The sequence below is a fragment of the Nonomuraea sp. B19D2 genome (assembly GCF_040137845.1).
Taxonomy (GTDB): domain Bacteria; phylum Actinomycetota; class Actinomycetes; order Streptosporangiales; family Streptosporangiaceae; genus Nonomuraea.
On record NZ_JBEFAK010000002.1, the window covers coordinates 199,854 to 225,152 of the forward strand.

Below are 25,299 nucleotides of genomic sequence, written 5' to 3' on the forward strand. Positions count from 1 at the left end.
GGGGGTCGGCACGCTTCGTGAGCGCGCGACACGCCGCACCGGGGATCGCCTCGGCGGCGGGGTTGCAGGGAGATTGGGGGGTGGGAAGCTAGCAGTACTGTTGCGCCTTGATGCCGCGACGCTAAACGGTCACTCCCGACTGGGAAATACGTATATGCATCCGTAGGTATACCGATAATTCCGTTCTTACTGCTCAGCTGAGGAACAATCGGGGCGTGCAGTACGGCATCCTGGGCCCGCTCCTGGTGCGCTCCCCCGACGGTGACGCCCTGTCGATCGGGGGTCCGCGCCCGCGTGCCCTGCTCGCGCTGCTGCTGCTCGACGCCGGTCGGATGGTGAGCGTGGAGCGCCTCATCGACGGCCAGTACGGTGACCGGCCGCCCGCGGAGGCCGCCAACGCCATCCAGGCGCAGATCTCCCGGCTCAGGCGTAGCCTGCCCGCCGGCCTGATCCAGTTCCACGGGGCGGGGTACCGGCTGGCGGTCTCACCGGATGACGTGGACGCGCACCGGTTCGAGCGGCTGTCCCGCGAGGGGCGGCGGCTGCTGACGTCCGGCCGTTTCCCGGGAGCCGCCTCCACGCTCAGGGAGGCTCTCGAGCTGTGGCGGGGACCGGCGCTCGCGGACGTGGCCGACGCGCCGTTCGCGGGGCCGCAGGCGCTCCGGCTGGCGGAGCTCAGGCTGTCCGCCACGGAAGACCTGATGGAGGCCGAGCTGGGCCTGCCGGAAGGCAGCCCGGTGGCCGCGCTGCAGGGCCTGGTGGCCGCGCATCCGCTGCGGGAGCGGCCGCGCGGGCTGCTGATGCGTGCCCTGGAGGCGGCGGGTCGGCCGTCCGAGGCGCTCGCGGTCTACGACGAGACGCGCCGCCTGCTCGCCGACGAGCTCGGCACCGATCCCTCGCCCGAGCTGGCGGCCCTGCACCTGGCGATCCTGCGCGCAGAACGGCACCACGTCCGGCGGACCGCACCACCGGCCCAGCTGAACCAGCTCGTCGGGCGGGAGGAGGAGCTCGCGCGGCTGGCCGAGCTGCGCGGCGCCCGCCTGGTGACGATCGTCGGCCCCGGCGGCACCGGCAAGACCCGCCTGGTCATCGAGGCCGCCACCGCGCCCGGGGAGACCCGGGAGGCGTGTTTCGTGGACTTGTCGCTGGTGGACGGCGCGGAGCAGGTGGCGGGGGCGATGCTGGCGGCGCTCGGGCTGCGCGAGCCGGCGCTGCGCGGGCTCCCCGACCCGGCGGAACGCCTGGTGGCGGCGCTGGCCGAGCAGGACCTCCTGCTCGTCCTGGACAACTGCGAGCACGTGATCGCCGAGGTCGCCGCCCTGGCCCGCCGCCTGCTCGCCGCCTCTCCCGGCCTGACGATCATGGCCACGAGCAGGGAGCCGCTGGGCATCACCGGCGAGCACCTGGTCCCCCTGGCGCCCCTGCCCACCGGGCCGGCCGTCCGGCTGTTCGCCGAACGGGCGGCGGCCGTGCGGCAGGGGTTCGTGGCCGGGCCCGGCAACCAGGACGCCGTCCTGCGGATCTGCGCGGCGCTGGACGGCCTGCCGCTGGCCATCGAGCTGGCGGCGGCCCGGATGCGCACGTTCGGGGTGGCGGAGATCGCCACCCGGCTGGCCGAGCACGACCGGTTCAGGCTGCTCTCGCGCGGCGACCGTACCGCTCCTGCCCGCCACCAGACGCTGTACGCGGTCGTGGAGTGGAGCTGGAGCCTGCTCGACGCCGAGGAGCAGGCGCTGGCCAGGCGGTTCTCCGTGTTCGCCGGCGGCGCGAGCCTGGCGGCGGTGGAACGGGTCTGCGGCGCGGACAGCGCCGACCTGCTGGCCGACCTGGTGGACAAGTCGCTGGTCGAGACCGACGGCGAGCGCTACCACATGCTCGACACCATCCGCCTGTTCTGCGCGGAGCGGCTGGCGGAGGCGGGCGAGGAGGAACGCCTGAGGGCGGCCCACGCCGCCTGGTTCCTGGAGTTCGCGGGCCGCGCCGACGGCCACCTCTACAGCGCCGCGCAGCTCGAGTGGCTGGCCCTGCTCTCGGCCGACAACGCGAACCTGCAGGCGGCGCTGCGGTGGAGCGTGGAGCACGACAGGCCGACGGCGGCGCGGCTGGTGGCGGCGCTGGCCATGTACTGGTGGCTGAGCGGGCGGCGGGGGGAGGCGACCCCGCATGCCGTGCGCCTCCTTGACGCGATCGGGCCCGAACTGGCCGAGGAGTACGTGCTGGTGGTGCTGCACGCCGTACCCGAGGCCGGGTCGCCGCACTGGAAGCAGGCCCGCGCGATCATCGAGTCGCTCGACCGGCCGATGCGGTGCCCTTTCGGCCCGGCCCTGTGGGGAATGATCACGGGACCGCCGGAGCCGCGGCTGGACGGGCGGGTGCTCGCGGCCGATCCATGGAGCAGGGCGCTCGAACGGCTCGGCCGCGCGCTGCTGAGCCTGCTGGGCGGCAGGGTCGCGGTCGCGGAGCAGGAGCTGGAGTCGGTGCTCGCGGAGTTCGGCACCTTGGGCGAGCGCTGGGGCAAGGCGCAGGGGCTCGACTGGCTCGGACTGATCGCGAGCTGGCGCGGCGAGTGGGAACGGGCCATGCGACTGTGGCAGGACGCGATCGGCCTGCTGGAAGAGCTCGGCGCGATGGAGGAGCTGGTGGACGTGCTGGGCCGGCGGGCCGACGCGTACTGGCGGGCGGACGACGTCCAGGCGGCACGCGCCGACTGCGAGCGGGCCGAGGATCTGACGCGCCGGCTGGGGAGGCCGGAGCTGGTGGCGGGGGTTCACTTGCGGCTGAGCGAGATCGCCCGGGTGGAGGGCGACCTGACGGAGGCCGGCCGCCTGCTGGACGCGGCCCTGGCCGCCTCGGAGAGCGGGGCGTTCACGTCCACAGGGATCAGGGCGCACGTGCTCACGGCGCTCGGCCGCCTGGCGGAGGCGTCGGGCGACGCCGCGACGGCCGCCCACCGGTACGCGGAGGCCCTGACCGCCGCGTTGAAGTCGCCGCTGTCCACCGACCTCGCCGACGCCGCGGAGGGCATGGCGGGCCAGTGCCTGCTGGACGGCGCGACGACGGGGAACGGGGGTTCGGCGGAGCGGGCGGCGTTGCTGCTCGGCGTGGGGGTGGCGCTGCGCGGCATGGCCGTCGCCGGGGATCGGGACGTCGCCAGGATCGCCGCCACCGCCACGAAGGTCCTCGGGGCCGAGGGGTTCGCGGCGGCGTTCGCCAAGGGCGCCTCGATGAGCAGGGACGACGCGCTCTCCGCCCTGACCGCGACCACAGGCCCCACCCGCTGACAGAGCCCGCCCCGGCTGTCAGCCGGTGGTCGCCCCGCTGTCAGCGCCGCCCGCGAGGCTGCGGGGCATGAAGAACACCAACATCCTCATCTCCGGGGCCGGCATCGGCGGCCCCGCTCTCGCCCTCTGGCTCGCCCGCTATGGCTTCAACGTCACCGTCGTCGAGAAGGCCCCGTCGCTCCGCCTCGGCGGCCAGGCCGTCGACTTCAAGGGCAAGACCCATCGCACCGTCCTGACCCGCATGGGGGTGCTCAAGGAGATCGAAGCGCACCAGACCGGCGGCGTCGACCAGGAGATCGTCGACGCGGACGGCCGCCGGCTGACGGTCATGCCCGGCGAGTTCACCGGCGGCGACATCGAGATCAGGCGCGGCGACCTGTCCCGCCTCCTCCACGAGCGGACCGCCGCGAGCTGCGAGTACGTCTTCGGCGACTCGATCACCTCGCTCACCGAGACCTCAGGCGGCGTCCACGTCACCTTCGAACGCTCCGCGCCCCGCACGTTCGACCTGGTAGTGGGGGCGGACGGCATCCACTCCAACGTACGCCGCCTCGCTTTCGGCCCCGAGGCCGACCACGTGAAGCATCTCGGCTACTACTACGCCCTGGTCGACGTCCAGGAGGACTTCGGCGGGGTCTCGAAGATGTACAACGAGCCCGGCAGGATGGCCGCCGTCGGCGGGCCGAAGGCACCGGCGTTCTTCGTCTTCGCCGCCGAGCGCCTCGACTACGACCGGTACGACATGCGGCAGCAGAAGGGCATCCTGACCCGCGCCTACGCGGGCATGGGCTGGCAGGGGCCGGCGCTCATGGAGGCGGTTCGCCGCTCCGAGGACGTCTACCTCGACTCGATCAGCCAGGCGGGCATCGACCGCTACAGCCAGGGTCGCGTGGTGCTGCTCGGCGACGCCGCGTACGGCAACACCTTGGGCGGATTCGGCACCGGCCTGGCCGTGGTCGGCGCGTATGTGCTCGCGGGCGAGCTCAAGCGGGCGGGGGGCAATCACCGCGTGGCCTTCGCGCAGTACGAGGAGGAGATGCGCGGATATGCCAAGATCGCCAAGAACGGCAACGCGGGCCCCTTCCTCGCCCCCCGCACCAGGAGGGGGATCCAGATGCGGAACTGGTTGTTCAAGTACAGCTTCCTGCTGGGGTTGATGATGAAGATGACCGACAAGTTCGCGAACGACATCACGCTCAAGGAGTACTGAACCGCACGTTCTCCGGCGACACGAAGACCGTCAAGATCGGCGGCCGTCAGGTGCTCGGTATCAAGCTCTGAGCCGGCCGACGCCACCTTCGATGCGGATCCTCGACATGCCGGTCAGCAGGGGGATGTGGGGCTCCTCATCGAGGTGCCAGTCCTGGACCGGCACCAGGCCGGGCCCGATCAGCTCGAACCCGTCGAACAGCCGCAGCACCTCATCCCGCGCCCTGAACCGCGCCTGCGCGGGGGTGCCGGCCGTCGCCATCGTGAGCTGAGCGATCGCCTCGGGGTCGCTCTCCGCCATCGCGTGGGTGAGCACCAGGTAACTGCCCGGCGCCATAGGCTCTCTGAACGCGCCCACGACGCCCGCGGGATCCTCCTCGTCCATCACGTAGTGCAGCACGCCGACCATCAGCACGCACACCGGCTGATCGAAGTCGATCAAGCCGGTGACGTGGGGGTCGGACAGCACGTCGGCGGGGCGGCGCAGGTCGGCCTGGACGCTGGCGACGCCGGGCGAGTCGGCGAGCAGCACCTGGGCGTGCAGCCGCACCATCGGATCGTGGTCCACGTAGATCACCCGGCAGGCCGGGCTGACCGCGCGGACGGTCTCGTGGATGCTGGGCGAGGTCGGGATGCCGGTGCCCAGATCGATGAACTGCCGCATGCCCTGCTCAGCCAGATGGCGGACGGCCTCGACCTGGAACCTGCGGTTGGCCCTGGCCACCAGGCGCGCCTCCGGGGCGACGGCGAGCAGCTTCTCGGCCACCGCCCGATCGACCGCGACGTGGTCCTTGCCGCCGAGCAGATAGTCGTAAACCCGGGCCGAGCTGGGAACAGTCGGATCCACACCGGGCGGAACGCGTTCTAGCTCGGTCACGGGGGCCGTCTCCTTCTAAGCGTACGACTCGACCGCCATACTACTCGGCGCTTCGGCGCCGAAGGCCCAGGTCTGTGAAGCTTCTTCGACTGGACCGGCAGGCGAAACAGAACAGGTTCTCGTTTAGTGCGGGCCGTCCGGCGCCGGGGCGCCGAAGCGGGTCAGGAGTTGCTCGGCGGCGGCGAAGCCGGCCACCACGTCAGCGGCCGTACGCCGCTCGCGCACCATCCCCACTGCCTGCCCCGCGTAGATGTAGGCGGTGTCGAAGTCCTCCTCGCGCCGCGCCACCTCCAGCTGAGCCTGGGCGGAGTCGTCCGCGGCCAGCTCGTCCTCCCGCCCCACCCAACGGTCGAAGAACGCGTTGCGCAACGCGCGCCCGCCGTACTCCGGCGGCCAGCCGAGGCGCTGGGCGACGTCGAAGACCCGGCCGTACGCGGTGCCCGTCTCCTCCGCGGCCAGCACCTGATCGCCGGCCGCCGCGGAGAGTGAGGTCTCCACGCACCCCATGAACGCCGTGCCCACCCACGCCCCGGCGGCGCCGGCGGCCAGCACGGCGGCGAGCCCGCGCGCGGTCGCGATGCCGCCCGCCGCGAGCACCGGGATCCGCACGGCGTCGAGCACGCTCTGCAGCAGCGGCAAGGTGCCCACCGCGTCGCGCCCGTGCCCGCCGGCCTCGGCCCCGCGCGCCACCACCGCGTCCACCCCGGCCTGCTCGGCGGCGCGGGCCTCGTCGGTGGTGCCCGCCTGGGTGACGACCGTGATGCCCGCCTGCCGGAGCTCCTCGACATAGCGCTCGTACGGCCCGAAGCTCACCGAGACCATCGCCGGGCGGAGCTCGAGCACGACGTCGAGCTGGGCCGGGTTGTGGGGCAGCGCCCAGGCCATGAGCCCGATCCCGTACGGCCCGCAGCCCGCGGCGGTGGCCTCCTTCTCGATCCACTCCCCCGTGGTGGTGGCGGAGACCCCGATCAGGCCCAGCGCCCCGGCCTCGGAGACGGCGGCGGCCAGCCGGCCCGCGCCCACCCCCGCCATCGGCGCGCCCACCACGGGCACCCTCAGTCCAAACCGATCGGTAAGCCAGGTGCGCAAGATCACTACCTCCGAAACCCCTGCTGGAGCCAGTCTTCCATGGTCCTTCCTACCTCCGGACCGGAAATAGAGCCCTATGGCCGATGCGCTCATGGCACACACCTGTGCATCCTGGTGGGGAGCGGGTTTCGTTCCGCAGCTGAGAGGAGTCACGAGGGCATGGACAACGCGGCAGGCCGCCCGACCGTGATCTTGGATAATGGCGTGGTCGGCAGGGTCATGCTGGCTCATCCGTCCAGGCGCGATCTCGTGCTCGTGCTCGGCATGGACGGCACCCTGCTGAGCTGCCAGCTCGACGACATCGCCTGTGTGGTCGGCGGCAAACCACTCTGCCGCGACGGCTGACGCCGGCGGCCCTTCCCACCGGCACCGAGGTGACGGCGGTCGATGGCGGCCGTCCCTTGAAGTGAGGGGTCGGGGTAGGTAGGTCAGTCGGCTTTGACGATGGCGCCGATCTGGAAGGCCGCCGCGAAGTCGTTGGTGAGGCGGTTCTTGGTGAGGGCGAACGCGGTGCCGGTCGCCGTGTCGGCCCAGGCCGCGCTGCCGCCCGCACCGGGCACCCCGAAGACCGTCGAGCTCGCCTCGGCCGTCGAGTCGGGGCCGCCGATGCCGTACCCGAGCCCCCAGGCCGAAGGCATGCCGAACACCTCGTCGACCCCGCTGGAGGCCACCGCCGTCACCTCGCGCAGCCGTTCGGGCGAGATCAGCCGCGTCCCGTCCACCTCGCCGAGCAGCGCCGCGTACATCCGCGCGATGGCCCTGGCCGAGGTCTTGCCGCCCGCGGGGATGTCGGCGGACAGGTAGTCGGTCCGGTTGCCCAGGTCGGCGGTGGGCATCAGCGTCATCGGCCCCGCCTTGAACATCGGCAGGTCCGCCGGCATCTCCCCCCACGCCGACATGTCCACCGGCGCGTCCTCCAGCCTGGCCAGCCGGGCGTGCTCCTTCTCCGGCATCCCGAAGTAGAGCTCCTCGCCCACGCCCAGCGGGCCCGCCACGTCCTCGAGCAGCACCTGCGAGATGGGCTTGCCGGTGACCCGGCGGACGATCTCGCCGACCAGGAACCCGAACGTGTACGCGTGGTAGCCCACCTTCGTGCCCGGCTCCCACCACAGCTCGGCGTCCTCCAGAGCGGCAACCATCTTGCCCCAGTCGCAGACGTCCTCGGGCGTCGTGTCGAGCGGCACGCCGGGCACGCCGGCCGTGTGCGACAGCACATGCCGCACGGTCACGCCCTGCTTGCCGTGCCGCCCGAACTCCGGCCACAGCTCCACCACCGACGTGTCATAGCCGAACAGCCCCCGCTCGGCCAGCACGTGGGCGACGGTGGCGGTGGCGCCCTTGCCGATCGAGAAGTTGTAGAAAGGCGTGTCGGACGTCACGGGCCGCCCGGTCCCGGGGTCGGCCACACCCGCCACCACGTCCACGATCTGGACGCCGTCTCGATAAACCGCCACCTGGAGCCCGCGCTCTTCGCCTGACTCGACGAGCCTGTCGGCGGCTTCCTGCACCTGCTTCTGGAGATCGCTCATGGAAAGTCCTTGGTCATGTTGGGAACTAGACGGTACCGTACTCATATCAGTACGGAACTGTCTAGTACTCTGCTCCGTAGCAGCGCGAAAGGGTGGTCATGGCAGCGGAAGAGAACGGCCGCACGGCACGCAAGCGCAGGCAGATCATGGACGCGGCACGGCCGGTCTTCCTGCGCAACGGCTACGTCGGCGCGAGCATGGACGAGGTGGCCGCGCTGGCGGCGGTCTCGAAGCAGACCGTCTACAAGCACTTCACCGACAAGGAGCAGCTGTTCACCAGCATCATCCTCGACACGACGGGCCAGGTGGACGGGCTGGCCAGGCTGATCACGGCGGCCCTCGACGACAGCGACGACCTGGCGAAGGACCTGGGCGAGCTGGCCCGCCAGTTCCTCGACGCGCTCATGCGGCCGGACCTGCTCCGCCTGCGGCGACTGGTGATCGCCGAGGCCGACCGCTTCCCCGACCTCGGCCGCACCTGGTACGAGCAGGGCTTCGAGCGTTCGCTGAAGACCATGGCCGGCGCGTTCGAACGCCTGGCGGAGCGCGGGCTGCTCAGTTTGGACGACCCCCAGTTGGCCGCCGAGCACTTCGTGGGCCTGCTGCTGTGGGTCCCGGTGAACAAGGTCATGTTCTGGGGAGGCGGCGACCACTACACGGAAGCCGACCTGGAGCGACTCTCCGCGGCCGCCGTCGCGGCGTTCCTGCGCGCGTACGGGACGACGACATCGATCCGGTCACCCATCTGGGATGGAGCGTGATCATCAAGGGGTCCGCAGAGCTGGTGAACGATCCGCAGGAGATCAACCAAGCTGCGCCGCCGCCTTGAGCGATACGAGCCGGCCTGATCGCGCTCTGTCGGCGTACAGGCGAGTGTGCAGAGACACGTACGCGCAGAACAGAGCCCCGCGCAGCAACCAGATAGAACACCTCCGCGCCCTGAGGTGCTTGAGCCGGGCGATGGTCAGGATCGGCCCGTGCCCAACCGCCGGGCGAGGAACTGCTCAAACGTAAGCAGTTCCGGGTGCTTTCGGCGCAGGGCCGCGATGTCGGCCTGGTAGCCCTCTTCGGCGAACCACTCGAACATGCGCTCATCTATCGGCAGCGCTTCAAACCTGGTCGGAGTGCCGGTGACGCGCTCATAGATCTCGGCGACTTCGGAGAAGGTGAGCTCGTCGCCGGCGAGCTCAATCTGCCGGCCGATGAACTGTCCGGGGTTGTCGAAGGCGTCGGCGGCGAAGACTCCGATGTCGTCGGTGGCGATGAGCTGCATCGGCTTGTCCGGCTTGACGGGCAGCGCCAGGAGTCGCTCGCCGTCGGCGTTGGCGTAGTGCAGGAGATTGTTCATGAAGAACACGGGCCGCAGGATGGTGGCGGGCAGGCCGAGAGCTCGGATGTGCCGCTCGATCTCGGCCTTGCTTTCGAAGTGATCGATGCCGGTCTCGCGTTCGGCGCCCCCCACGGAGCTGTAGACCAGGTGAAGGACGGCGCTGTCGTGGGCGATGTCGGCCACGGTCTTGCCTTGGCGTACCTCGGCGGCCAAGGTCTCGGGCTCATAGGCCAGCGCCTGGACGCTGAACACGCCGTACGCACCGCGCATCGCCTCCCGCAAGGAGCCGGGGTCGTCGAGATCGCCCTGGACCAGTTCGGCCCCCTGGTCGCGCAGTGCCTGAGCTGCGGGCTTGCCTGGATCGCGTACCAGCGCGCGAACAGCCCAGCCGCGGGCCAGCAGTTGGCGGGCGGTGGCTCCACCCTGATTGCCGGTCGCGCCGGTGACGAGAACAACTCGGGAAGCAGACATGGTCAGATAACCGCCTCTTACTCGGAGCGTTTTGCTCCGGGTAATGTAACTCGGAGCGGAACACTCCGCAATTGCTATTCTGGATCCATGTCCGACCCCGTGACGCAGCGCAAGCGAGGCCCGCAGGCCTTGGCCGCCCGCAACGACCAGGCGCTGATCGAGGCCGCCCGCCACGTGTTCACCACTCAGGGGTTCGATGCGCCCGTATCAGCCGTCGCCGAGCATGCGGATGTGGGCATGGGCAGCCTGTACCGGCGCTACCGCACCAAGGAAGAACTCCTCCAACGATTGTGCGTCGACTCGATGGAACGCGTCGCAGCCGCTGCCCAGGACGGCCTGGCTCATGAGGATCCCTGGCAGGGACTGGCCTCCTACATCCAGCAATGCGTGGCCTTCGGCTTCGGCATCCTGGCCCCGCTGGCCGGCGCCATCGACGTCACACCCGAGATGCGGCAGGCCAACCAGCGCGCTCAGCAGCTGGCCGACGAACTCATCGCCCGCGCTCACCGCGCAGGACTGCTTCGCGCGGACGTGTCCACCATGGACATCTCCCTGCTCATCGGCCAGTTCGGCCGCACAGTCCCAGCCCCGCCAGGGCAAGATGAGGAAGAGATCCGCTCCCGGTTGCTGGCCATCGCTGTGGACGGCTTGAAAGCCCACAACACCGGCCCGCTGCCCGGCAAACCACCCAGTGCGCAGCACTACCAGGCCCTTTGGGACACCTGATAAGCGCAACCCCTGACGACGGTAGGCGCTCTTGATGTTTACCCTTGTCGGCGAGATGTCGCTCACGCCTCGACCAGGAGTTTCCGATCACATCTGCGTGGCGGGCACAGATACCATGTGATCCGCATCAACGCGACGATCATCACGGGCGTCGAACTGGTCCCCGGCAACTGAGCACGAGACGCCCCAGGTGCGCCACAGCCTGACCCCCATCTCGGCGTCAGGCTGCGGTCGCAGAGGTCTCTTTGCGCGGGTTGGTCAGAAGTCGAATTCTCCGAGCTTCGCGCCGCCCACGAAGGCGCGGAAGACACCTCCGCGTACGATCATCGGAGGGACGTCGGGCTGCTCGGAATCCCGGATCGCGTAACGGTCGCCGCTCAGCTTGGCCGCGTAGAGGCAGTCCCCTCCGTCTGGGCCGGAGAGCATGGACTTCGTCCACTGCGCGGCCTCCAGCTCGGCACGCAACTCGTCACTGATCTTCATACCTTGCCGCCACCTCACGTACTAGTTGCTGGCTCACATGTATGGGATGTGCCCATGTGTGAATTGCGTCATATATGACGTTAACCCGCCTTACCGTCTCCTCGCGAGCGGATACGGCGCCCTGCGCGGCGGCATCGATACTGACGTGATCCGGCATGCCGTCACCCTGGGCGAGAGCGAAGCCTCCAAGCACGCCTGGTGTGGCACCCACTTCCAGGGGCACGATCTGGAACGAGATATTGGGACGCTCGGCCATTTTCAGCAAATGCTCCAACTGCTCGCGCATCACTTCCTTTTCGCCAACAGACCGAAGGAGCACGCATTCGTCGAGCAGGGCCCAGTACATGGGTGGATCCTCGCGCTCGAACACGGACTGTCGCCGGAGCCGCGTCTCGACGGCATCTTCGACCCACTGCTCGGTGGCCCACGGCGCGGCAGAGAGGATGGCTTGTGCGTAGCGAGGTGTCTGGAGGAGCCCCGGAACCACGAGCGGTTGCCACGTTCGTATGGTGTGCGCCTTCTCCTCCACCTTCGGCCACTCACTGAACCACTTCGGCGTGGACATGACCGTTGTGTTGGGCAGGAGCTCGAAGAGCTCCCCGTTCAGCCCCAGGACCGCTTCGGCCGCCAGGGTGAACTTCTTGCTCGGCCTCCGCTTACCGCGCTCGATCAGGCCGACCAGGCTCTCGCTGCATGAGAGCAAGTCTCCCAGAGCCGTTTGCGAAAGACCTGCCGTGTTACGTGCCTTCTTCAGTACCTCGCCGTAAACCCCTGTCGTCATGTCATTGCCCTTTCGCAGGACCCGGACAAGCACCAGCACGTCTGTCTGGAAACGGACTGTGACGTACTGATTACAAGTTAGCCCCGGCGGCGGCACTCTGGGGAGAGCTTCCAGACACACGTTCAGCCTCTTGTCCGAGCCAAATAGCAGCGCAACAGAACAAAGGCGGTGATTTCGTGCGAGCAGAAATCACATCAACAGAGCTGCCAGATATCGTCCTATGGCGCGATACAACGCTGCACCGAAACAACAAGACGTCGTGGCAGGCGCGGCAAGCGACCGGGCTATGGCTCACCGACAGCCATCCATCGGTCCGCTCCGACGCGCTTCAGATCGTCTCCGAACTGGTGGCCAACGTCATCCAGCACGTCCCGGGCGGCAGGCGGCGCGACTGGGTCAAGGTCCGGCTGGGCTTTGGCGACGGCTTCGTCCGTCTTGAGGTGATCGACCCGGGCGCTCCGGAACCGGAGCCATGCTTCGTCCCTCGCCAGGTGAGCCTTATGGAGGAGTCGGGTCGCGGCCTTGGCATCGTGGCCCGGCTGAGCGCCAAATGTGGCACGCATGCCACCGAGGAGGGCTATCGCGTCGTGTGGGCCGACATCGCAGCGAGCATGCCGTGACGGCGGCCAGCAGATTTCCCGGTTGGGAGATCATCGAAGGCGCCGGAGGCGGCTACATCGCCATCCGCACCGTTCTGGCGCCCGAGCACAGCCCACTGTCCAACGTACGCTGCGGCGCGACCCTGCCGGAGTTGTTCGAGCATCTGGAGGTGGAAACGCGCGGCAGGCCCGACTCGAACGGACCTCAGCGCAGAGCCCGTGATCGAACAGGATGACCAGCCACATGTCGGCCGGTCAGGCGGTGGCGCCGGGGCCATTGTGATTGTACGAAAGTGATCAGCTGGCTACTGTCAGTGACAACGTCGCAGGGTGAGGAGCCTGAACAATGAGACCGCGACGCGGGCGTCTTGTTGTCGCCACATTGTTAGCCGTCACCTCGCCCGGCTCGTGCGGCGACCAGGACTCCAGCGGAGACAAAGGGCGAGTCTCTGACCCGACATGCTTCATGGAGATCCTGCAGGATGGCATCAGCGTCTCGCCCGCCGGCATCGGCGGCACACTCAAGTACTGGTGCACCATCTCGCCCGTCCGAGCCCGCACCTCGATTCGGCTCCAGATGCGCGACACCAACGGGCGATGGGTCACCATGGATGAAAGGCAAGACCGCAAGGTCCCAACCGCGACTGTGAGAACCTTGAGCGTGGCCGCGCCCTGCTTTCCTGGCCTGTGGAGGGCGCGAGGCACATCTGTCGGCGCCCTACGAGCCTCTGACGGCCAGGTGAAAGAGTACGAGCCCGCGCAAAAGGACAGCCCCGAGAAACTGGTGAGCGCCGATGACTGTGAACTCCGCTGAAACACCTCGGCCTCGAGTAGCGGCGCTGAAGCATGCGGCAGACGCGCTCTGGCTGTGCCTGCGCGGCCGACCCCGGGAGGGTGTTCTCGGCTATGCTTCCGCTGGCGTCGGCCGAGGTGGCCTGCACGCGTCCAGGTGGAAGGCTCTGGCGAAGGCTGCAGCGGTGGTGTTGATGCCTCGCCCCCGTCGGGAGCCCGTGGCCGATGAGTGGGTGCTAACGAGAGAGACCGGCGGGTGGGCGCTTCGGTCAGAAGGCCGTGAGAGCGGCGCCCCGGCGTACTTCACCGCCGATGTCCCCGCTGATGATCAGAATGAGGCGTTCGACTGGGCCTATGACGTCACCCCAGACGTCGAGCAGAAGGCGATCCACTACGTGGGCCCGCCTCCCACCTGATTCTCAGGCTCGGGTCGGCAGTGCGGGCACCGTGCCGGCTGCGCTGGCCCTCACCAGACGCTGCGGCTCAAGTCTTCGGAGCACACGGTGCGGGACCGCTAGCCCAGGAACTTCCTGAGCCCGCCGGCCAGGGCTTCGGCGATGCGCTCGCGGAAGGCGGAGTCGGACATCTTGGCGGCGTCCCCGCGGTTGCGCATGTTGCCGCACTCGATGAACACCGCAGGGCGCGTGGAGAGGTTGAGCCCGCCCAGGTCGGTGCGGGTCTCCAGCCCGTCGACGCCGGTGTAGGTGGAGTACGGGAGCCCCGTGCCGGCGTGGTAGGCGTTCCTGATCGCCACCCCGAGCCGGCGGGACGGCTTGATGATCGCGTCGTTGTGCCCGGCGACCAGCCCCGGCATGATCACGTGGAAGCCGTGCCCGGCCGGCGCCGCGCCGTCGCCGTGGATCGACAGGACCGCGTCCGCCCTGGCCTCGTTGCCGATGGCGGCCCGCTCGGTGACGCACGGGCCGACACCCTTGTCGTTGGGCCTGGTGAGCACGACCTTGGCGCCCATCTTCTCCAGGATCGGCTTGAGCCTCCTGGCGACGTCCCAGGTGAAGGCGTGCTCCGGGTATCCCGCGTCGGTCTCGGTGCCGGTCGTGTTGCACGCCTTCTTGCCGGTGATGATGTCGACCTGGCGGTTGATCTCTTTGGGGTGCGAGGCGTTCCCGCCGTTGTGGCCGGGGTCGATCACGACGATCTTCCCTGCCAGCGCCTCCCCCGTGGACGGCGGGCGCGGCGACGGCGACGCGGACTGGGACTGGGCCGACGCGGGCGCCGCCTGCCGCGCGGCGGGCGCGGCGCCGCCGCACGCGGCGGACAGCGCGCCCAGTGCGGCCAGCATGGCGAACGCCACGGATCCGGTCCGGTACGCGTGCATGGTCCCGACCGTACCCGGTGCCGCCCGGCAATCCCAATAACCCGCCTGACCTGGGCCTTCGTGTCTCACGATGCCAGGCCGCTCCGGCACGGTCCGGCGGAGGTCATCCGCCCGCCGGCCGCAACATCGGCCAGAACAGGGACCCGTCCGGCAGCGCGAACGGCTCCCGTGCCTGGTAGCCGTGGCGCGCGTACAGGTCGCGGTTACGCGGGTCGCTGGCCGCCAGATACGCGGGCACGCCGTCCAGGCGCGCGTGGTGGTGCCGTAGCAGCGCCGAGCCGAGTCCCTGGTTCTGCTGCCCCGGGTGGACCGCCATGAAGGCCAGGTAGTGGCACGGCTGCGTGGGATGGTTCGCCGCGAACAGCGCGTCGAGCGCCCGGAAGCGCTCGGCCCAATGGCCCGTGGCCTCGGCCAGCCGGCGGTCGTAGTCGGACTGTTCGGGCGGCGGGGCGGTGTGCGGGAGCCAGACCGTGACCCCGGGCCCGTCGTCGATGAGGTGGACCTCGCCGTGCTCGATGGCATGGTCGACGAGGATCCGGATGTTGGCGGTCATCACCCGGTGGCGTTCCCTGCGGACGGGCACGAGGTAGTGCACCACCCTCAGCCCGGAGTACGCGGTCGCGATGAGCTCCGCCACCTGACCCGCGTCGTCCGCCGTCGCACGCCGGATGACCGGCCGCATCGTCCAGGATTCTGTCATCGTGTCACGCCCCATCCCGGATCGCCGCCTTGGCGCCCATTCCCACCAGAGCGTAAACGGCAGGCTGCCCCGCCCGCAGTACGTGCGCATTCGGTCGCGTCGCCGGAGACCCCTGTTGACGGGACGGCGGCGGGACAGGAGGATCAGATCGCTCCGAGAATTGGGAGCGCTCCCACCCCCCGAAGGACCTCCATGACCCGAAGCCGGGCCGCCATACTGGCCCTCCTCACCATGGTTGCCCTGTCCCCCGCCACGACAGCGCAGGCGGACGAGGGACCCGAGCAGATCGTCAACGGCACCTTCGACGCCGGCACCGCCCCCTGGTGGAGCACCGCCAACCTCACCCTCGCGGTCGACGGCGGCCGGCTCTGCGCCGACATCCCCGGCGGCACCGCCAACCCCTGGGACGTCATCATCGGCCAGAACGACATCCCGCTGGTGGCGGGCGAGACGTACGCGTACCGCTTCAGCGGCTCGGCGAGCCCGGCCAAGGTCGGCAAGGCGCTGATCCAGCTCCCCGTGGACCCGTGGACGCAGTATCTGTCGGCCAACCCGGAGCTCAGCGTCGCCGGCAACGACCGCTCCTACACCTTCACCGCCCCCGTGTCGCTGCCCAACGCCCAGGTCGCCTTCCAGCTGGGCGGCAGCGCCGAGCCGTGGCGGTTCTGTCTGGACAACGTGTCGCTGAAGGGCGGCGCGGAGCCTGAGACGTACGAGCCGGACACCGGACCGCGGGTCCGCGTGAACATGGTCGGCTACCTCCCGCGGGGCCCCAAGAAGGCCACCGTGGTCACCACCGCGACCACGGCCCTCGACTGGGAGCTCAAGAGCGCCGCCGGCCAGGCGGTCGCCAAGGGCAGAACCACCCCCAGAGGCGTGGACGCCAGCTCCGGCCAGAGCGTGCACACGCTGGACTTCGGCGCATACCGCAGGCCCGGCAAGGGCTACACCCTGACGGCGGACGGCGAGACCAGCAGGCCGTTCGACATCGCGGCCGGCATCTACGACCAGCTCCCCGCGGACGCGCTGAAGTTCTACTACACCCAGCGCAGCGGCATCGAGATTTTCGACCGGCTCAGGCCCGGCTACGCCAGGCCCGCCGGGCACGTCGGCGTCGCGCCGAACCAGGGCGACGTGAGCGTCCCGTGCCAGCCCGGCGTCTGCGACTACTCGCTGAACGTCAAGGGCGGCTGGTACGACGCCGGCGACCACGGCAAGTACGTCGTCAACGGCGGCATCTCGGTCCACCAGCTCATGGCCGTGTACGAACGGGACAGGTCCGCCTTCAAGGACGGCCAGCTGAACATCCCGGAGAGCGGCAACGGCACGCCGGACATCCTGGACGAGGCCCGCTGGGAGCAGGAGTTCCTGCTCAGCATGCAGGTGCCGGAGGGCAAGCCGTACGCGGGGATGGCGCACCACAAGATCCACGACCAGAACTGGACGGGCCTGCCCCTGCTGCCGCATCTGGACCCGCAGCTCCGCGAGCTGCACCCTGCCTCGACGGCCGCCACGCTCAACCTGGCCGCGACGGCGGCGCAGTCGGCGAGGCTGTTCGCCCGGTACGACCCGGCGTTCGCCGCCAGGAACCTCAGAGCGGCCCGCAGGGCGTGGGCGGCCGCCAAGGCCAACCCGGCCAGGTACGCCGATCCGAACGACGGCAACGGCGGCGGCGCCTACAGCGACGGCGATGTGAGCGACGAGTTCTACTGGGCGGCGGCGGAGCTGTTCATCACGACGGGCGGGACGGAGTTCAAGGACTTCCTGCTGGCCTCGCCGCACCACGCCGGCGACATCTGGCGTGACAGGGGCTTCGACTGGGGCAACACCGCCCAGCTCGGCCGCCTCGACCTGGCGACCGTGCCCAACGCCGTCCCCGACCGGGCGCGGGTGCGGCAGTCCGTGGTGGAAGGGGCGGAGAAGTACCTGGCGATCCAGCGGGCGCACCCGTACGGGCTGCCGTACAACCCGCCGGACTTCGACTGGGGCTCCAACAACCTGGTGCTCAACAACATGGTCGTCCTGGCCACGGCGTACGACCTGACCGGGCACGAGAAGTACCGGGCGGCCGTGCGCGAGGGCATGGACTACCTCCTCGGCCGCAACGCGCTCAACCAGTCGTACGTGACCGGCTACGGCGAGGTGGCCTCGCACAACCAGCACAGCCGCTGGTACGCGCGCCAGCTCGACCCCGCGCTGCCCAACCCGCCGCGCGGCACGCTGGCCGGCGGCCCCAACTCCGGCATCCAGGACCCGCTCGCGCAACGACTGCTCAAGGGCTGCAAGCCCCAGTTCTGCTACATCGACGACATCGAGTCGTGGGCGACGAACGAGCTGACCATCAACTGGAACTCCCCGCTGGCCTGGGTCTCCGCGTTCCTGGCCGGCAAGGGCAGGCGATCCCGGTGACCCCGCGTTGCGGACGCTCCGTTCAACGGAATACTGTCTGCGCATGCCCAGGGGAACCTCCGAAGTCAGTGAGCCGATGTACTTCGTGCTCACCGCCCTACGCGCGGGCCCGCTGCACGGCCACGCGATCAGCAAGTCGATCAAGGAGCTGTCCGGGGGCCGGGTCCAGCCCTCGGTCGGCACCCTCTACGGCATCCTGGAGCGCCTGAACGAGCGGGGCGTGATCACCGTCGACAGAGAGGAGACGGTCAACGGCCGCAACCGGCGCTACTTCCGGATCACCGACGAGGGCCAGGCTCTGGTCGAGGCCGAGGCGAGGCGCATGCACGAGGCTGCCCAGCTCGTGCTGCGCCCCAGCACATGACCGCCACCGCGCCCCAGCCCACGACCGCTCTCGAACGTCGCTACCGCAGGCTGCTGCTCGCGTATCCGCGGAAGTACCGCGCAGCGCACGGCGACGAGCTGCTCGACGTCCTGCTGGAGTCGGCCGACTCCGGCAGGACGGTCCCCGCACTCAGAGAGGCGTGGGGCCTGCTGACGGGCGGCGTGCGCAGCCGCATCGCCCACCAGGCCACAGGCAGCGCCTGGGTGGACGGCCTGCACCTGGGCATCACGGCCGTGGCGGCGGCGAACCTCGCGGCGCTGCTTCCCTATGCGACTGCCATGCCGCTGTGGACGCTGCTGTCGGCACTCGCGTTACTGGCCGTCCTGCGGGGACGGGTGCTGGCGGCGTTCCCGCTCTCCCTGGTCACAGGCGTGAAGGCGGTCGCCGTCGCGGGCGGATGGCAGGCGTTCAACCTGACGATGCTGCCGGTCGAGCCCTCCTTCCTCACTCCCCAGGGCCTGTTCGCGAACAGCAGCCCCTTCGCCGTCGCCTCAAGCCACGCGGTGGTGCTGATCGGGCTGCTGGTGCTCGCGTCGAGACGGCGGGAGGCGCTGCGGATCCGGTCGTGGTGGTGGTGGCCGGCCGCCGTGGCCATCTCGTGGGCGGGTCCCCAGTGGATGGAGGAGGACGCGACGTTCCCCCTCAGCCTGAGCAGGCTGGCGGTGGAGGCCGCGGTGCTCGGACTGGCCGTGGCGTGCTGCTACCTGACGCGCGACCACCGCTGGGCGCTCGCGTCGGGCATCTACCTGCTGGTGACGTCCATTGAGCTGACCACGCACGCCGAGGCGCTGACCAGGCAGCACCTGGCCTACTGGGGCGTGCTGACCGTGCTGACCCTCGGGGCCACCTCCGCGCCGTTCCGAAGGCGGCGACACTGTCTGGATTGACCATACTTCGTTAAACAGAGTATGGTCTCTCGCCATGACGAGAAAGACGCTGCCTACTGCGCTGCTCGCCCTCGCCGTCCTCTGCGGCTGCGGGGGCGCCGCAGAGACCGCCGCCCCGCCCTCTCCGAGCACGGCGGCGGCCAAGGACAAGAAGCACCAGCTCGAAGCGGCCAAGGCCGACTGCATGAAGCAGAAGGGCTTCAAGTACGTCGCGTGGGTGCAGCCGGAGAAGCCGCAGAGCGAAGAGGACCGCCGCCGGGACGCGGGCGACTACCAGGCCATGCGGAAATATCGCGAAAAATACGGGTTCGGCGTCTTCGCCGAACACGTCTACCCCAAGGAGATGGACACCCCCGACGCCCAGATGGAAAGCGGCGTCGTGGACCCGAACATGAAGATCCAGGGGTCGCTCTCCGCCGCTCAGTCTCAGGCCTACCACAAGGCCAAGGACGCCTGCATGATCACGGTGGCCAAGCAGGTCCTCGGCGTGACCGTGAAGTCGAACATCGACTACTTCAACCAAATAGCGCTGACCAGGAAGCGAGCGACCGCCGGCACGCTCGACAGCGACCCCAAGCTGGTGGAACTGGCCAACGCCATGGCCACGTGCCTGAAGGGCAAGGCCTACACCATCAGTGACACCGCGCCGACGGCCATGGCGAAGCGCGGCGAGCGTACGTTCCTCGACCAGCAGGACGAGGTGGGCCGCAAGCAGGATGAGACCGTGCCCGACGTCGCCCCCCCGTCGAAGGAGGGCCAGGGCAAGCAGATTCACATGCCGACGCTCACCGCCGAGCAGGCCAAGCCGTACCTGGCCAAGGAGATCAAGGCCGCGCTCGACGACCTGGAATGCGGCAAGGACTTCTACCCGGCCTACACGCCTCGGAAGTCGGCGATCGACGTGCAGATCAAGGCTCAGTTCGCCTACTGACACCGCCGGCCCACCCCTTGGACTAAGGACGATCTTCGCCATGCTCACCAGGTTCCCCGCGACCGCCGCCGCCCTGCTGGCTCTGGCCGCGCTCTCCGGCTGCGGGGGCGCCGCAGAGACCGCCGCCCCGCCCTCTCCCAGCGCGACGGCGGCTATGGACAAGAAGCACCAACTCGAAGCGACCAAGGCCGACTGCATGAAGCAGCAGGGCTTCAAGTACGTCGCCTTCGTGTATCAGGACCCGCCGGAGAGCGAGGAGTCGAGGAAGCGCTCATCCGGCGACTACCAGGAGATGCGGAAATTCCGCGAAAAGTACGGGTTCGGAGTGTTTCGGGAGTTCGTCTACCCAGAGGAGTCGAAGAGCGAAAACGCCACGCCGGAGACCAACCCGAACGGGAAGATCCAGGGCTCGCTCTCCAAAGCGCAGTTCAAGGCCTATGAGAAGGCGATGACTGTCTGCGAGGCCACGTCCTACAAGCAGGTGCTCGGCTTGGACGTGAAGTCGCAGATGGACTACCTCGGCCAGGGGAAGAAGGCCCGCGATCGGGCGCTCAAGAGCGAGCTCAACGCCGACCCCCAACTGGTCCAACTGGCCTCGGCCATGGCCACGTGCCTGAAGGGCAAGGGTTACACCATCGGCGACACCACACCGGTCGCCCTGTCCGATCGCGGCTGGAGGGAGTTCTTCGCCCAGATGGACAAGCTGGGCCGCGCGCAACGGGACGACGTGCCCGACGTCGCGCCCCCGGTGAAGGAGGGCGAGATCGCGATGTCCTACTGGCCGACCCTCACACCGCAGCAGGCCAGGCCGTACCTGAACAAGGAGATCAAGGCGGCGCTCGACGACATCGAGTGCGGCAAGGACTTCTACCCGGCCTACAAGCCGAAGGAGTCGGCGATCCAGCAGAAGGTCAACGAACAGTTCGGCATGTGAGATGAGGCGTCCGCGCAAGCTCCTCGCCGGCCCTGCCTCATGAATTAAGGACGATCTTCGCCATGCTCACCAGACTCCCCGTGACCGCCGCCGCCGTGCTGGCTCTGGCCGCGCTCTCCGGCTGCGGGAGCGCCACTGAGACCGCCGCCCCGCCCTCGGCCGGCGCGACGGCGGCCAAGGACAAGAAGCACCAGTTCCAGGCGGCCAAGGCCGACTGCATGAAGCAGAAGGGCTTCAAGTACATCCCGTACGTGTATCCGGAGCCGAAGGGCACCGCGGAAGGACGGCTCCGGGAAGCGGGCGATTACCAGGCGATGCGGAAATATCGCGAAAAATACGGCTTCGGGGTCTTCGCCATGTACGTCTATCCCAAAGAGCTGGGCAACCCGCAGGTCAAGCCCGACAACCCCGCAGCAGTCGACCCCAACTGGAAGATCCAGTCCTCGCTCTCCAAGGCGCAGGGTCAGGCGTACCGGAAAGCGATGGAGGCCTGCGAGATCACGACGGCCAATCAGCTCTACGGCCTGAATCTGAAGCAGGGCATCAACTTCTTCAGCCAGGCGGGCGAGGCCTCGAACCGGGCCGTCAGGACCACGGTCAACAGCGACCCCAAGCTCGTGGAGCTGGCCGCCGCCATGGCCACCTGCCTGAAGGGCAAGGGCTACGCGATCGCGGACACCACGCCGATGGCCATGGCGGAGCGCGGTCCGACGGAGTTCCGCACCCAGGAGGACAAGCTGGGCAGGGCGCAGAGCAAGGATGTGCCCGACGTCGCCCCTCCGCGGAAAGAGGACGAGGTGCCGATGTACCACTCGCCGACGCTCACTCCCGAGGACGCCAAGCCGTACCTGGCGAAAGAGATCAAGGCGGCACTCGACGACGTGGACTGCGGCAAGGAGTTCTACCCCGCCTACCTCCCGAAGGAATGGGCGACCAGGGCGCGGGTCAACGAGCAGTACGGCATTTGAATGAGACCACGCAGACTCCTCACCGGCGTCATCGCCGGTGTCGTGCTCGTCGCCGGGGCGGGGTGGGCGGTGAGCACCCGATTGCGCTCCCCCGCCGACGAGGCGGCCCGCCGGGCCGCGCCCAGAGCATCACTGATCACCGCCGCCGTCGAGCGCCGCAAGCTGGTCAGCACCGTCGTGGTCAGCGGCACGCTGGAGTACGGCTCGCCGCTGCCGATCAGCCTGGCCGGGGTGGTCGGCGGCACCTCCGAGCTGCAGCGCGCCACCCGGGCGCCGCACCGGGGCCGGCTCAAGGAGGGCGCGGTGCTGATGGAGGTCAACGGCCGCCCGGTGTTCGCGCTGCGCGGCTCCGTGCCGATGCACCGGACGATCGCCCCCGGGACCAAGGGGGACGACGTCCGGCAGCTCCAGCGGGCACTGCGCCGGTTGGGGTACGGCGCTCCCGTCACGGGCGTGTTCGACCGGGCCACGATCTCGGCGGTCACTCGGATGTACGCGAAGAAGGGGTACGAGGCCCAGCAGCCCACGCTGCTCGACCGGCAGCAGTACGACACGTTGCGCAAGGCCGTACAGACCGCCCAGGAGACCCTGGCGACCGAGCTGCAGACCCTCCTCGACCAGGGACGTGACGTCCTGCCTCTCAAGATCAAGCTGACCAACGCCAAGGTGGACCTGAAGTCGGCCGAACGGGCGCTGAAGGAGGCCCAGTCGCAGGAGACGACGCCCGAGGACGAGACCAAGCTGGCGGCCGCGGACGCGGCCGTGCGCGCGGCGGAGGAGAAGCTCGCGCAGGCGGAGCAGGAGCTCGCCGCAGCCAGGAACCCGCCGACCCCGCCGGCCTCCGGGGCCACTCCCGGAGCCACTGCCGCGCCGCAGCCCACCGCCTCCACTGACACGAGCCTGCTGGAGATGCGGGTCGAGAACGCGAGAGCGGACCTGGCGGCCGCGCACGAGGCCCGCGACCGGGCCTCGGAGGAGGCGCGGCAGGCCAGGGAGAAGCGGCTCGAAGAGCTGCGCAAGGCCGTGCGCACGGCGAAGGAGGCCAAGGCCACGGCCGAGCAGGCGCTGCGCCAGGCCAGGCAGCTCTCCCCCACCAGGCTCAAGGTGGCCGGCGCCAGGAAGGACGTGGCGGCGGCCAAGGGGATGCTGGCCGAGTTCGCGCGTACGTACGGGACCTCCGTCCCGCCCGGCGAGGTGGTGTTCCTGCCGAAGCTGCCGGCCCGGGTGGAGAAGGTCTCGGTGAAGGCGGGGCAGCAGGTTCAGAACGAGATCGCCACGGTGACCGGCTCGACGTTCATGGTGACCGGGTCGGTCGAGGCGACGGAGTCGGACCTGCTGCGCGCGGGCATGGAGGCGAGCATCGAGCTCGACAGCGGCAAGACGTACAAGGCAGCGCTCACCGCGGTCGGCGACCAGGCCAAGGTGCCCGGCGCCGAGGAGCCCGCGAACGGGGCGCAGCCGGTCCTGCTCACGCCTGTCTCGACGAAGGGGCTCAAGGCGGGCACCGCGGTGACGGCCCGCGTGACGGTGGGGGCGACGAAGAGTCCGGTGCTGGTCGTGCCCGTGGCCGCCGTGATCACGGCCGCGGACGGGAAGGCTCGGGTGCAGGTCGAGTACGCCACCGACAAGACCCGGGAGGTCGAGGTGCGTACGGGCCTGACCGCCGACGGGAACGTCGAGGTCACCGGCGCGCTCAAGGAGGGCGACCGGGTGGTGGTCAGCGGTGCCTGAGCCGGTGATCTCGCTGGTGGACGTCGGCAGGGAGTTCCCCTCGCAACCGCCGGTCCGCGCGCTCGACGGCGTCACGCTCCGGGTGGGCAAGGGCGACTACCTGGCCATCGTGGGCCCGTCGGGCTCCGGCAAGTCCACGCTCCTGAACGTGCTCGGCCTGCTCGACCGGCCTACCTCCGGCAGCTACCGGCTCGACGGGACGGAGACCACGGCCCTGCGCGACGGGGCCAGGACCAGGTTGCGCGGCGACCGGATCGGCTTCGTCTTCCAGGCCTTCCACCTGCTCTCCCACCGCAGCGTGGTGGAGAACGTCATACTCGCCGAGATCTACCGGAAGCAGGGGCGTGGGGGCAGGCGGGAGCGGGCCCTGGCGGCGCTGGAGCGAGTCGGCCTCGGCCATCGGACGGGGTTCCTCCCCGACCGGCTGTCCGGCGGCGAGCGCCAGCGTACGGCCATCGCCAGGGCCCTCATGGGTGAGCCGTCGCTGTTGCTGTGCGACGAGCCCACCGGCAACCTCGACAGCCGCAACACGGAGGCGGTGCTGGACCTGTTCGACGAGCTGCGGGGGCAGGGGCTGACGATCGTGGTCATCACGCACGAGCAGGAGGTCAGCGAGCGGGCCGGCCGAAGGGTGCGGATCACCGACGGCCTGCTTGAGGAGCAGTGATGCACGTACGGGACCTGATCGGCGAATCCATCGCCGGCATGCTCGCCAGGCCGGTGCGCTCGGCGCTCACCACGCTCGGGACCGTGCTCGGCATCACCACGCTGGTCATCACGCTCGGCGTGGCCGCCACCGCGGGCAACCAGATCGTCGGCCGCTTCGACGAGCTGGTGGCCACGGCCATCACGGTCGAGGTGCCGGAATCGCCGGAGGCTCCGCTCGTCGAGTGGGACGCGATCGACCGGCTGACCAGGCTGCGCGGCGTCGAGTCCGCCGCCGCGGTGGCCGACTCCAAGGACGGCGAGAACGTGTCCGTGCGCTCCAACGACATCGTGGACCCGACCCGGGTCACCACGCAGACCCTTACCGTGCTGGCCGCGACGACCGGCCTGCCGGCGGCGGCACGCGGCCGGATGGTGCAGGGCCGGTTCTACGACGCCGGGCACATCGCGCGGCGTGACCGCGTGGCGGTGATCGGCGACCAGGCGGCCAGAATGCTAGGCGTCACCCGCCTCGACCGGGCACCGGCGATCTTCATCGGCAAGCACGCGTACACGGTCATCGGGATCCTGGGCGACCTGCGCCGGGAGCGCAACCTGAGCACCGCCGTGCTCGTGCCGCCCACCGTGGGCAGGCAGTTCGGGCTGCGGGACGTCACCAGGGTGCTGGTCAACACGAGCCTGGGCGCCGCCGGGCTGATCACCCGTCAGGCGCCTGCCGCGCTCAGCCCGGGGAACGGCGACATGTTGCAGGTGGTCGCCCCGCCCAGCCCGACCAGGGCACGTGACAAGGCGCAGGACGACGTCAACGCGCTCTTCCTGATCCTCGGCCTGGTCTCGCTCGTGGTCGGCGCGGTGGGCATCGCGAACGTCACGCTCGTCACGGTGATGGAACGCGTGCCGGAGATCGGCCTGCGCCGCTCGCTCGGCGCCGCCAGGCGGCACATCGCGGCCCAGTTCCTGCTGGAGTCGACGCTGATCGGGCTCACGGGCGGCGTGATCGGCGCCGCCCTGGGCATCGTCACGGTCGTCGCGGTGTCGGCCGCCAAGCAGTGGACTCCCCTCCTGGACCTGCGACTGGCGGTCGCGGCCCCGGTCGCGGGCGCCGTGGTCGGCCTGCTGGCCGGGCTGTACCCGGCGCTGCGAGCGGCCAGGATGGAGCCGGTGGACGCGCTCAGGTAGAAGAGG

General features: G+C 69.7%; 26 protein-coding genes. 18 read left to right on the plus strand and 8 right to left on the minus strand.

Annotation, left to right across the window (positions count from 1 at the left end):
* Positions 1-215: 215 nt before the first annotated feature.
* Positions 216-3,281 (plus strand): AfsR/SARP family transcriptional regulator, encoded by a 3,066-nt coding sequence (locus ABN273_RS04575; RefSeq protein WP_349447355.1) that lies wholly within the window; start codon positions 216-218, stop codon positions 3,279-3,281.
* A 67-nt stretch (positions 3,282-3,348) separates the two neighbouring features.
* Complete coding sequence (locus ABN273_RS04580) at positions 3,349-4,491, plus strand: FAD-dependent monooxygenase (protein ID WP_349447356.1); 1,143 nt, start codon at positions 3,349-3,351, stop codon at positions 4,489-4,491.
* Positions 4,492-4,551: 60 nt separating this feature from the next.
* On the opposite strand, the gene ABN273_RS04585 is transcribed toward ABN273_RS04580, so the two are convergent.
* The gene (locus ABN273_RS04585; RefSeq protein ID WP_349447357.1) at positions 4,552-5,367 is read right to left on the minus strand and encodes an SAM-dependent methyltransferase; all 816 of its coding nucleotides are present in this window, start codon (positions 5,365-5,367) and stop codon (positions 4,552-4,554) included.
* A 123-nt stretch (positions 5,368-5,490) separates the two neighbouring features.
* The gene (locus ABN273_RS04590) at positions 5,491-6,462 is read right to left on the minus strand and encodes an NAD(P)H-dependent flavin oxidoreductase (RefSeq protein ID WP_349447358.1); all 972 of its coding nucleotides are present in this window, start codon (positions 6,460-6,462) and stop codon (positions 5,491-5,493) included.
* Positions 6,463-6,615: 153 nt separating this feature from the next.
* On the opposite strand from ABN273_RS04590, the gene ABN273_RS04595 reads away from it, so the two are divergent.
* Positions 6,616-6,801 (plus strand): hypothetical protein, encoded by a 186-nt coding sequence (locus ABN273_RS04595; protein WP_345000866.1) that lies wholly within the window; start codon positions 6,616-6,618, stop codon positions 6,799-6,801.
* A gap of 83 nt (positions 6,802-6,884) precedes the next feature.
* Here ABN273_RS04595 and ABN273_RS04600 read toward each other — a convergent pair whose 3' ends face one another.
* Positions 6,885-7,985, minus strand: a complete 1,101-nt coding sequence (locus tag ABN273_RS04600) for a serine hydrolase domain-containing protein (RefSeq protein WP_349447359.1) — start codon at positions 7,983-7,985, stop codon at positions 6,885-6,887.
* Between the two features lie 98 nt (positions 7,986-8,083).
* Between ABN273_RS04600 and ABN273_RS04605 the strand changes: the two genes are divergently transcribed.
* Positions 8,084-8,746, plus strand: a complete 663-nt coding sequence (locus ABN273_RS04605; protein WP_349447360.1) for a TetR/AcrR family transcriptional regulator — start codon at positions 8,084-8,086, stop codon at positions 8,744-8,746.
* Positions 8,747-8,949: 203 nt separating this feature from the next.
* On the opposite strand, the gene ABN273_RS04610 is transcribed toward ABN273_RS04605, so the two are convergent.
* Positions 8,950-9,786, minus strand: a complete 837-nt coding sequence (locus ABN273_RS04610) for an NmrA/HSCARG family protein (protein ID WP_349447361.1) — start codon at positions 9,784-9,786, stop codon at positions 8,950-8,952.
* 87 nt (positions 9,787-9,873) lie between these two features.
* Between ABN273_RS04610 and ABN273_RS04615 the strand changes: the two genes are divergently transcribed.
* Positions 9,874-10,512, plus strand: coding sequence for a TetR/AcrR family transcriptional regulator (locus ABN273_RS04615; RefSeq protein ID WP_349447362.1), 639 nt, complete (start codon positions 9,874-9,876; stop codon positions 10,510-10,512).
* A 258-nt stretch (positions 10,513-10,770) separates the two neighbouring features.
* Here the strand turns inward: ABN273_RS04615 and ABN273_RS04620 are convergent, their stop codons facing one another.
* Together ABN273_RS04620 and ABN273_RS04625 are read right to left on the minus strand one after the other, a co-directional pair.
* Positions 10,771-10,995, minus strand: coding sequence for a DUF397 domain-containing protein (locus tag ABN273_RS04620; RefSeq protein ID WP_349447363.1), 225 nt, complete (start codon positions 10,993-10,995; stop codon positions 10,771-10,773).
* Positions 10,982-11,815 carry a helix-turn-helix domain-containing protein gene (locus ABN273_RS04625; RefSeq protein WP_349447364.1) on the minus strand — a complete coding sequence of 278 codons (834 nt, stop codon included), beginning with the start codon at positions 11,813-11,815 and terminating at the stop codon, positions 10,982-10,984. Before ABN273_RS04625 ends, ABN273_RS04620 begins: the two co-directional genes overlap by 14 nt.
* Before the next feature lie 137 nt (positions 11,816-11,952).
* Between ABN273_RS04625 and ABN273_RS04630 the strand changes: the two genes are divergently transcribed.
* From ABN273_RS04630 to ABN273_RS04645, 4 genes are all read left to right on the plus strand, one after another.
* The gene (locus ABN273_RS04630) at positions 11,953-12,396 is read left to right on the plus strand and encodes an ATP-binding protein (RefSeq protein ID WP_349447365.1); all 444 of its coding nucleotides are present in this window, start codon (positions 11,953-11,955) and stop codon (positions 12,394-12,396) included.
* Positions 12,393-12,611 (plus strand): hypothetical protein, encoded by a 219-nt coding sequence (locus tag ABN273_RS04635; RefSeq protein WP_349447366.1) that lies wholly within the window; start codon positions 12,393-12,395, stop codon positions 12,609-12,611. The genes ABN273_RS04630 and ABN273_RS04635 overlap by 4 nt, the downstream gene beginning before the upstream one ends.
* Before the next feature lie 230 nt (positions 12,612-12,841).
* Positions 12,842-13,189 carry a hypothetical protein gene (locus tag ABN273_RS04640; protein WP_349447367.1) on the plus strand — a complete coding sequence of 116 codons (348 nt, stop codon included), beginning with the start codon at positions 12,842-12,844 and terminating at the stop codon, positions 13,187-13,189.
* A 172-nt stretch (positions 13,190-13,361) separates the two neighbouring features.
* Positions 13,362-13,583: a hypothetical protein gene (locus ABN273_RS04645; protein ID WP_349447368.1), complete on the plus strand. Its 222-nt coding sequence runs from the start codon at positions 13,362-13,364 to the stop codon at positions 13,581-13,583.
* Positions 13,584-13,681: 98 nt separating this feature from the next.
* Here the strand turns inward: ABN273_RS04645 and ABN273_RS04650 are convergent, their stop codons facing one another.
* Together ABN273_RS04650 and ABN273_RS04655 are read right to left on the minus strand one after the other, a co-directional pair.
* On the minus strand, positions 13,682-14,503 hold the full coding sequence (locus ABN273_RS04650) for an N-acetylmuramoyl-L-alanine amidase (protein ID WP_349447369.1): 822 nt from the start codon (positions 14,501-14,503) through the stop codon (positions 13,682-13,684).
* Positions 14,504-14,606: 103 nt separating this feature from the next.
* On the minus strand, positions 14,607-15,185 hold the full coding sequence (locus ABN273_RS04655; protein WP_349447370.1) for a GNAT family N-acetyltransferase: 579 nt from the start codon (positions 15,183-15,185) through the stop codon (positions 14,607-14,609).
* A 210-nt stretch (positions 15,186-15,395) separates the two neighbouring features.
* Between ABN273_RS04655 and ABN273_RS04660 the strand changes: the two genes are divergently transcribed.
* The 9 genes from ABN273_RS04660 to ABN273_RS04700 all read left to right on the plus strand — a co-directional run bounded on the left by ABN273_RS04660 (position 15,396) and on the right by ABN273_RS04700 (position 25,293).
* Positions 15,396-17,612: a glycoside hydrolase family 9 protein gene (locus ABN273_RS04660; RefSeq protein WP_349447371.1), complete on the plus strand. Its 2,217-nt coding sequence runs from the start codon at positions 15,396-15,398 to the stop codon at positions 17,610-17,612.
* A gap of 43 nt (positions 17,613-17,655) precedes the next feature.
* Positions 17,656-17,976: a PadR family transcriptional regulator gene (locus ABN273_RS04665; RefSeq protein WP_349447372.1), complete on the plus strand. Its 321-nt coding sequence runs from the start codon at positions 17,656-17,658 to the stop codon at positions 17,974-17,976.
* Positions 17,973-18,884 carry a hypothetical protein gene (locus tag ABN273_RS04670; RefSeq protein WP_349447373.1) on the plus strand — a complete coding sequence of 304 codons (912 nt, stop codon included), beginning with the start codon at positions 17,973-17,975 and terminating at the stop codon, positions 18,882-18,884. Before ABN273_RS04665 ends, ABN273_RS04670 begins: the two co-directional genes overlap by 4 nt.
* A 34-nt stretch (positions 18,885-18,918) precedes the next feature.
* Entirely contained in the window at positions 18,919-19,815 is an 897-nt protein-coding gene (locus ABN273_RS04675) for a hypothetical protein (protein WP_349447374.1), read from the plus strand.
* Between the two features lie 40 nt (positions 19,816-19,855).
* Positions 19,856-20,749, plus strand: coding sequence for a hypothetical protein (locus ABN273_RS04680; protein ID WP_349447375.1), 894 nt, complete (start codon positions 19,856-19,858; stop codon positions 20,747-20,749).
* A gap of 62 nt (positions 20,750-20,811) precedes the next feature.
* On the plus strand, positions 20,812-21,717 hold the full coding sequence (locus ABN273_RS04685; protein WP_349447376.1) for a hypothetical protein: 906 nt from the start codon (positions 20,812-20,814) through the stop codon (positions 21,715-21,717).
* Positions 21,718-23,448, plus strand: coding sequence for a peptidoglycan-binding protein (locus tag ABN273_RS04690; RefSeq protein WP_349447377.1), 1,731 nt, complete (start codon positions 21,718-21,720; stop codon positions 23,446-23,448).
* A complete protein-coding gene (locus ABN273_RS04695) occupies positions 23,441-24,115 on the plus strand; it encodes an ABC transporter ATP-binding protein (protein WP_349447378.1) in 675 nt (224 codons plus the stop codon). Before ABN273_RS04690 ends, ABN273_RS04695 begins: the two co-directional genes overlap by 8 nt.
* Complete coding sequence (locus ABN273_RS04700; RefSeq protein ID WP_349447379.1) at positions 24,115-25,293, plus strand: ABC transporter permease; 1,179 nt, start codon at positions 24,115-24,117, stop codon at positions 25,291-25,293. The genes ABN273_RS04695 and ABN273_RS04700 overlap by 1 nt, the downstream gene beginning before the upstream one ends.
* Positions 25,294-25,299 lie beyond the last annotated feature (6 nt).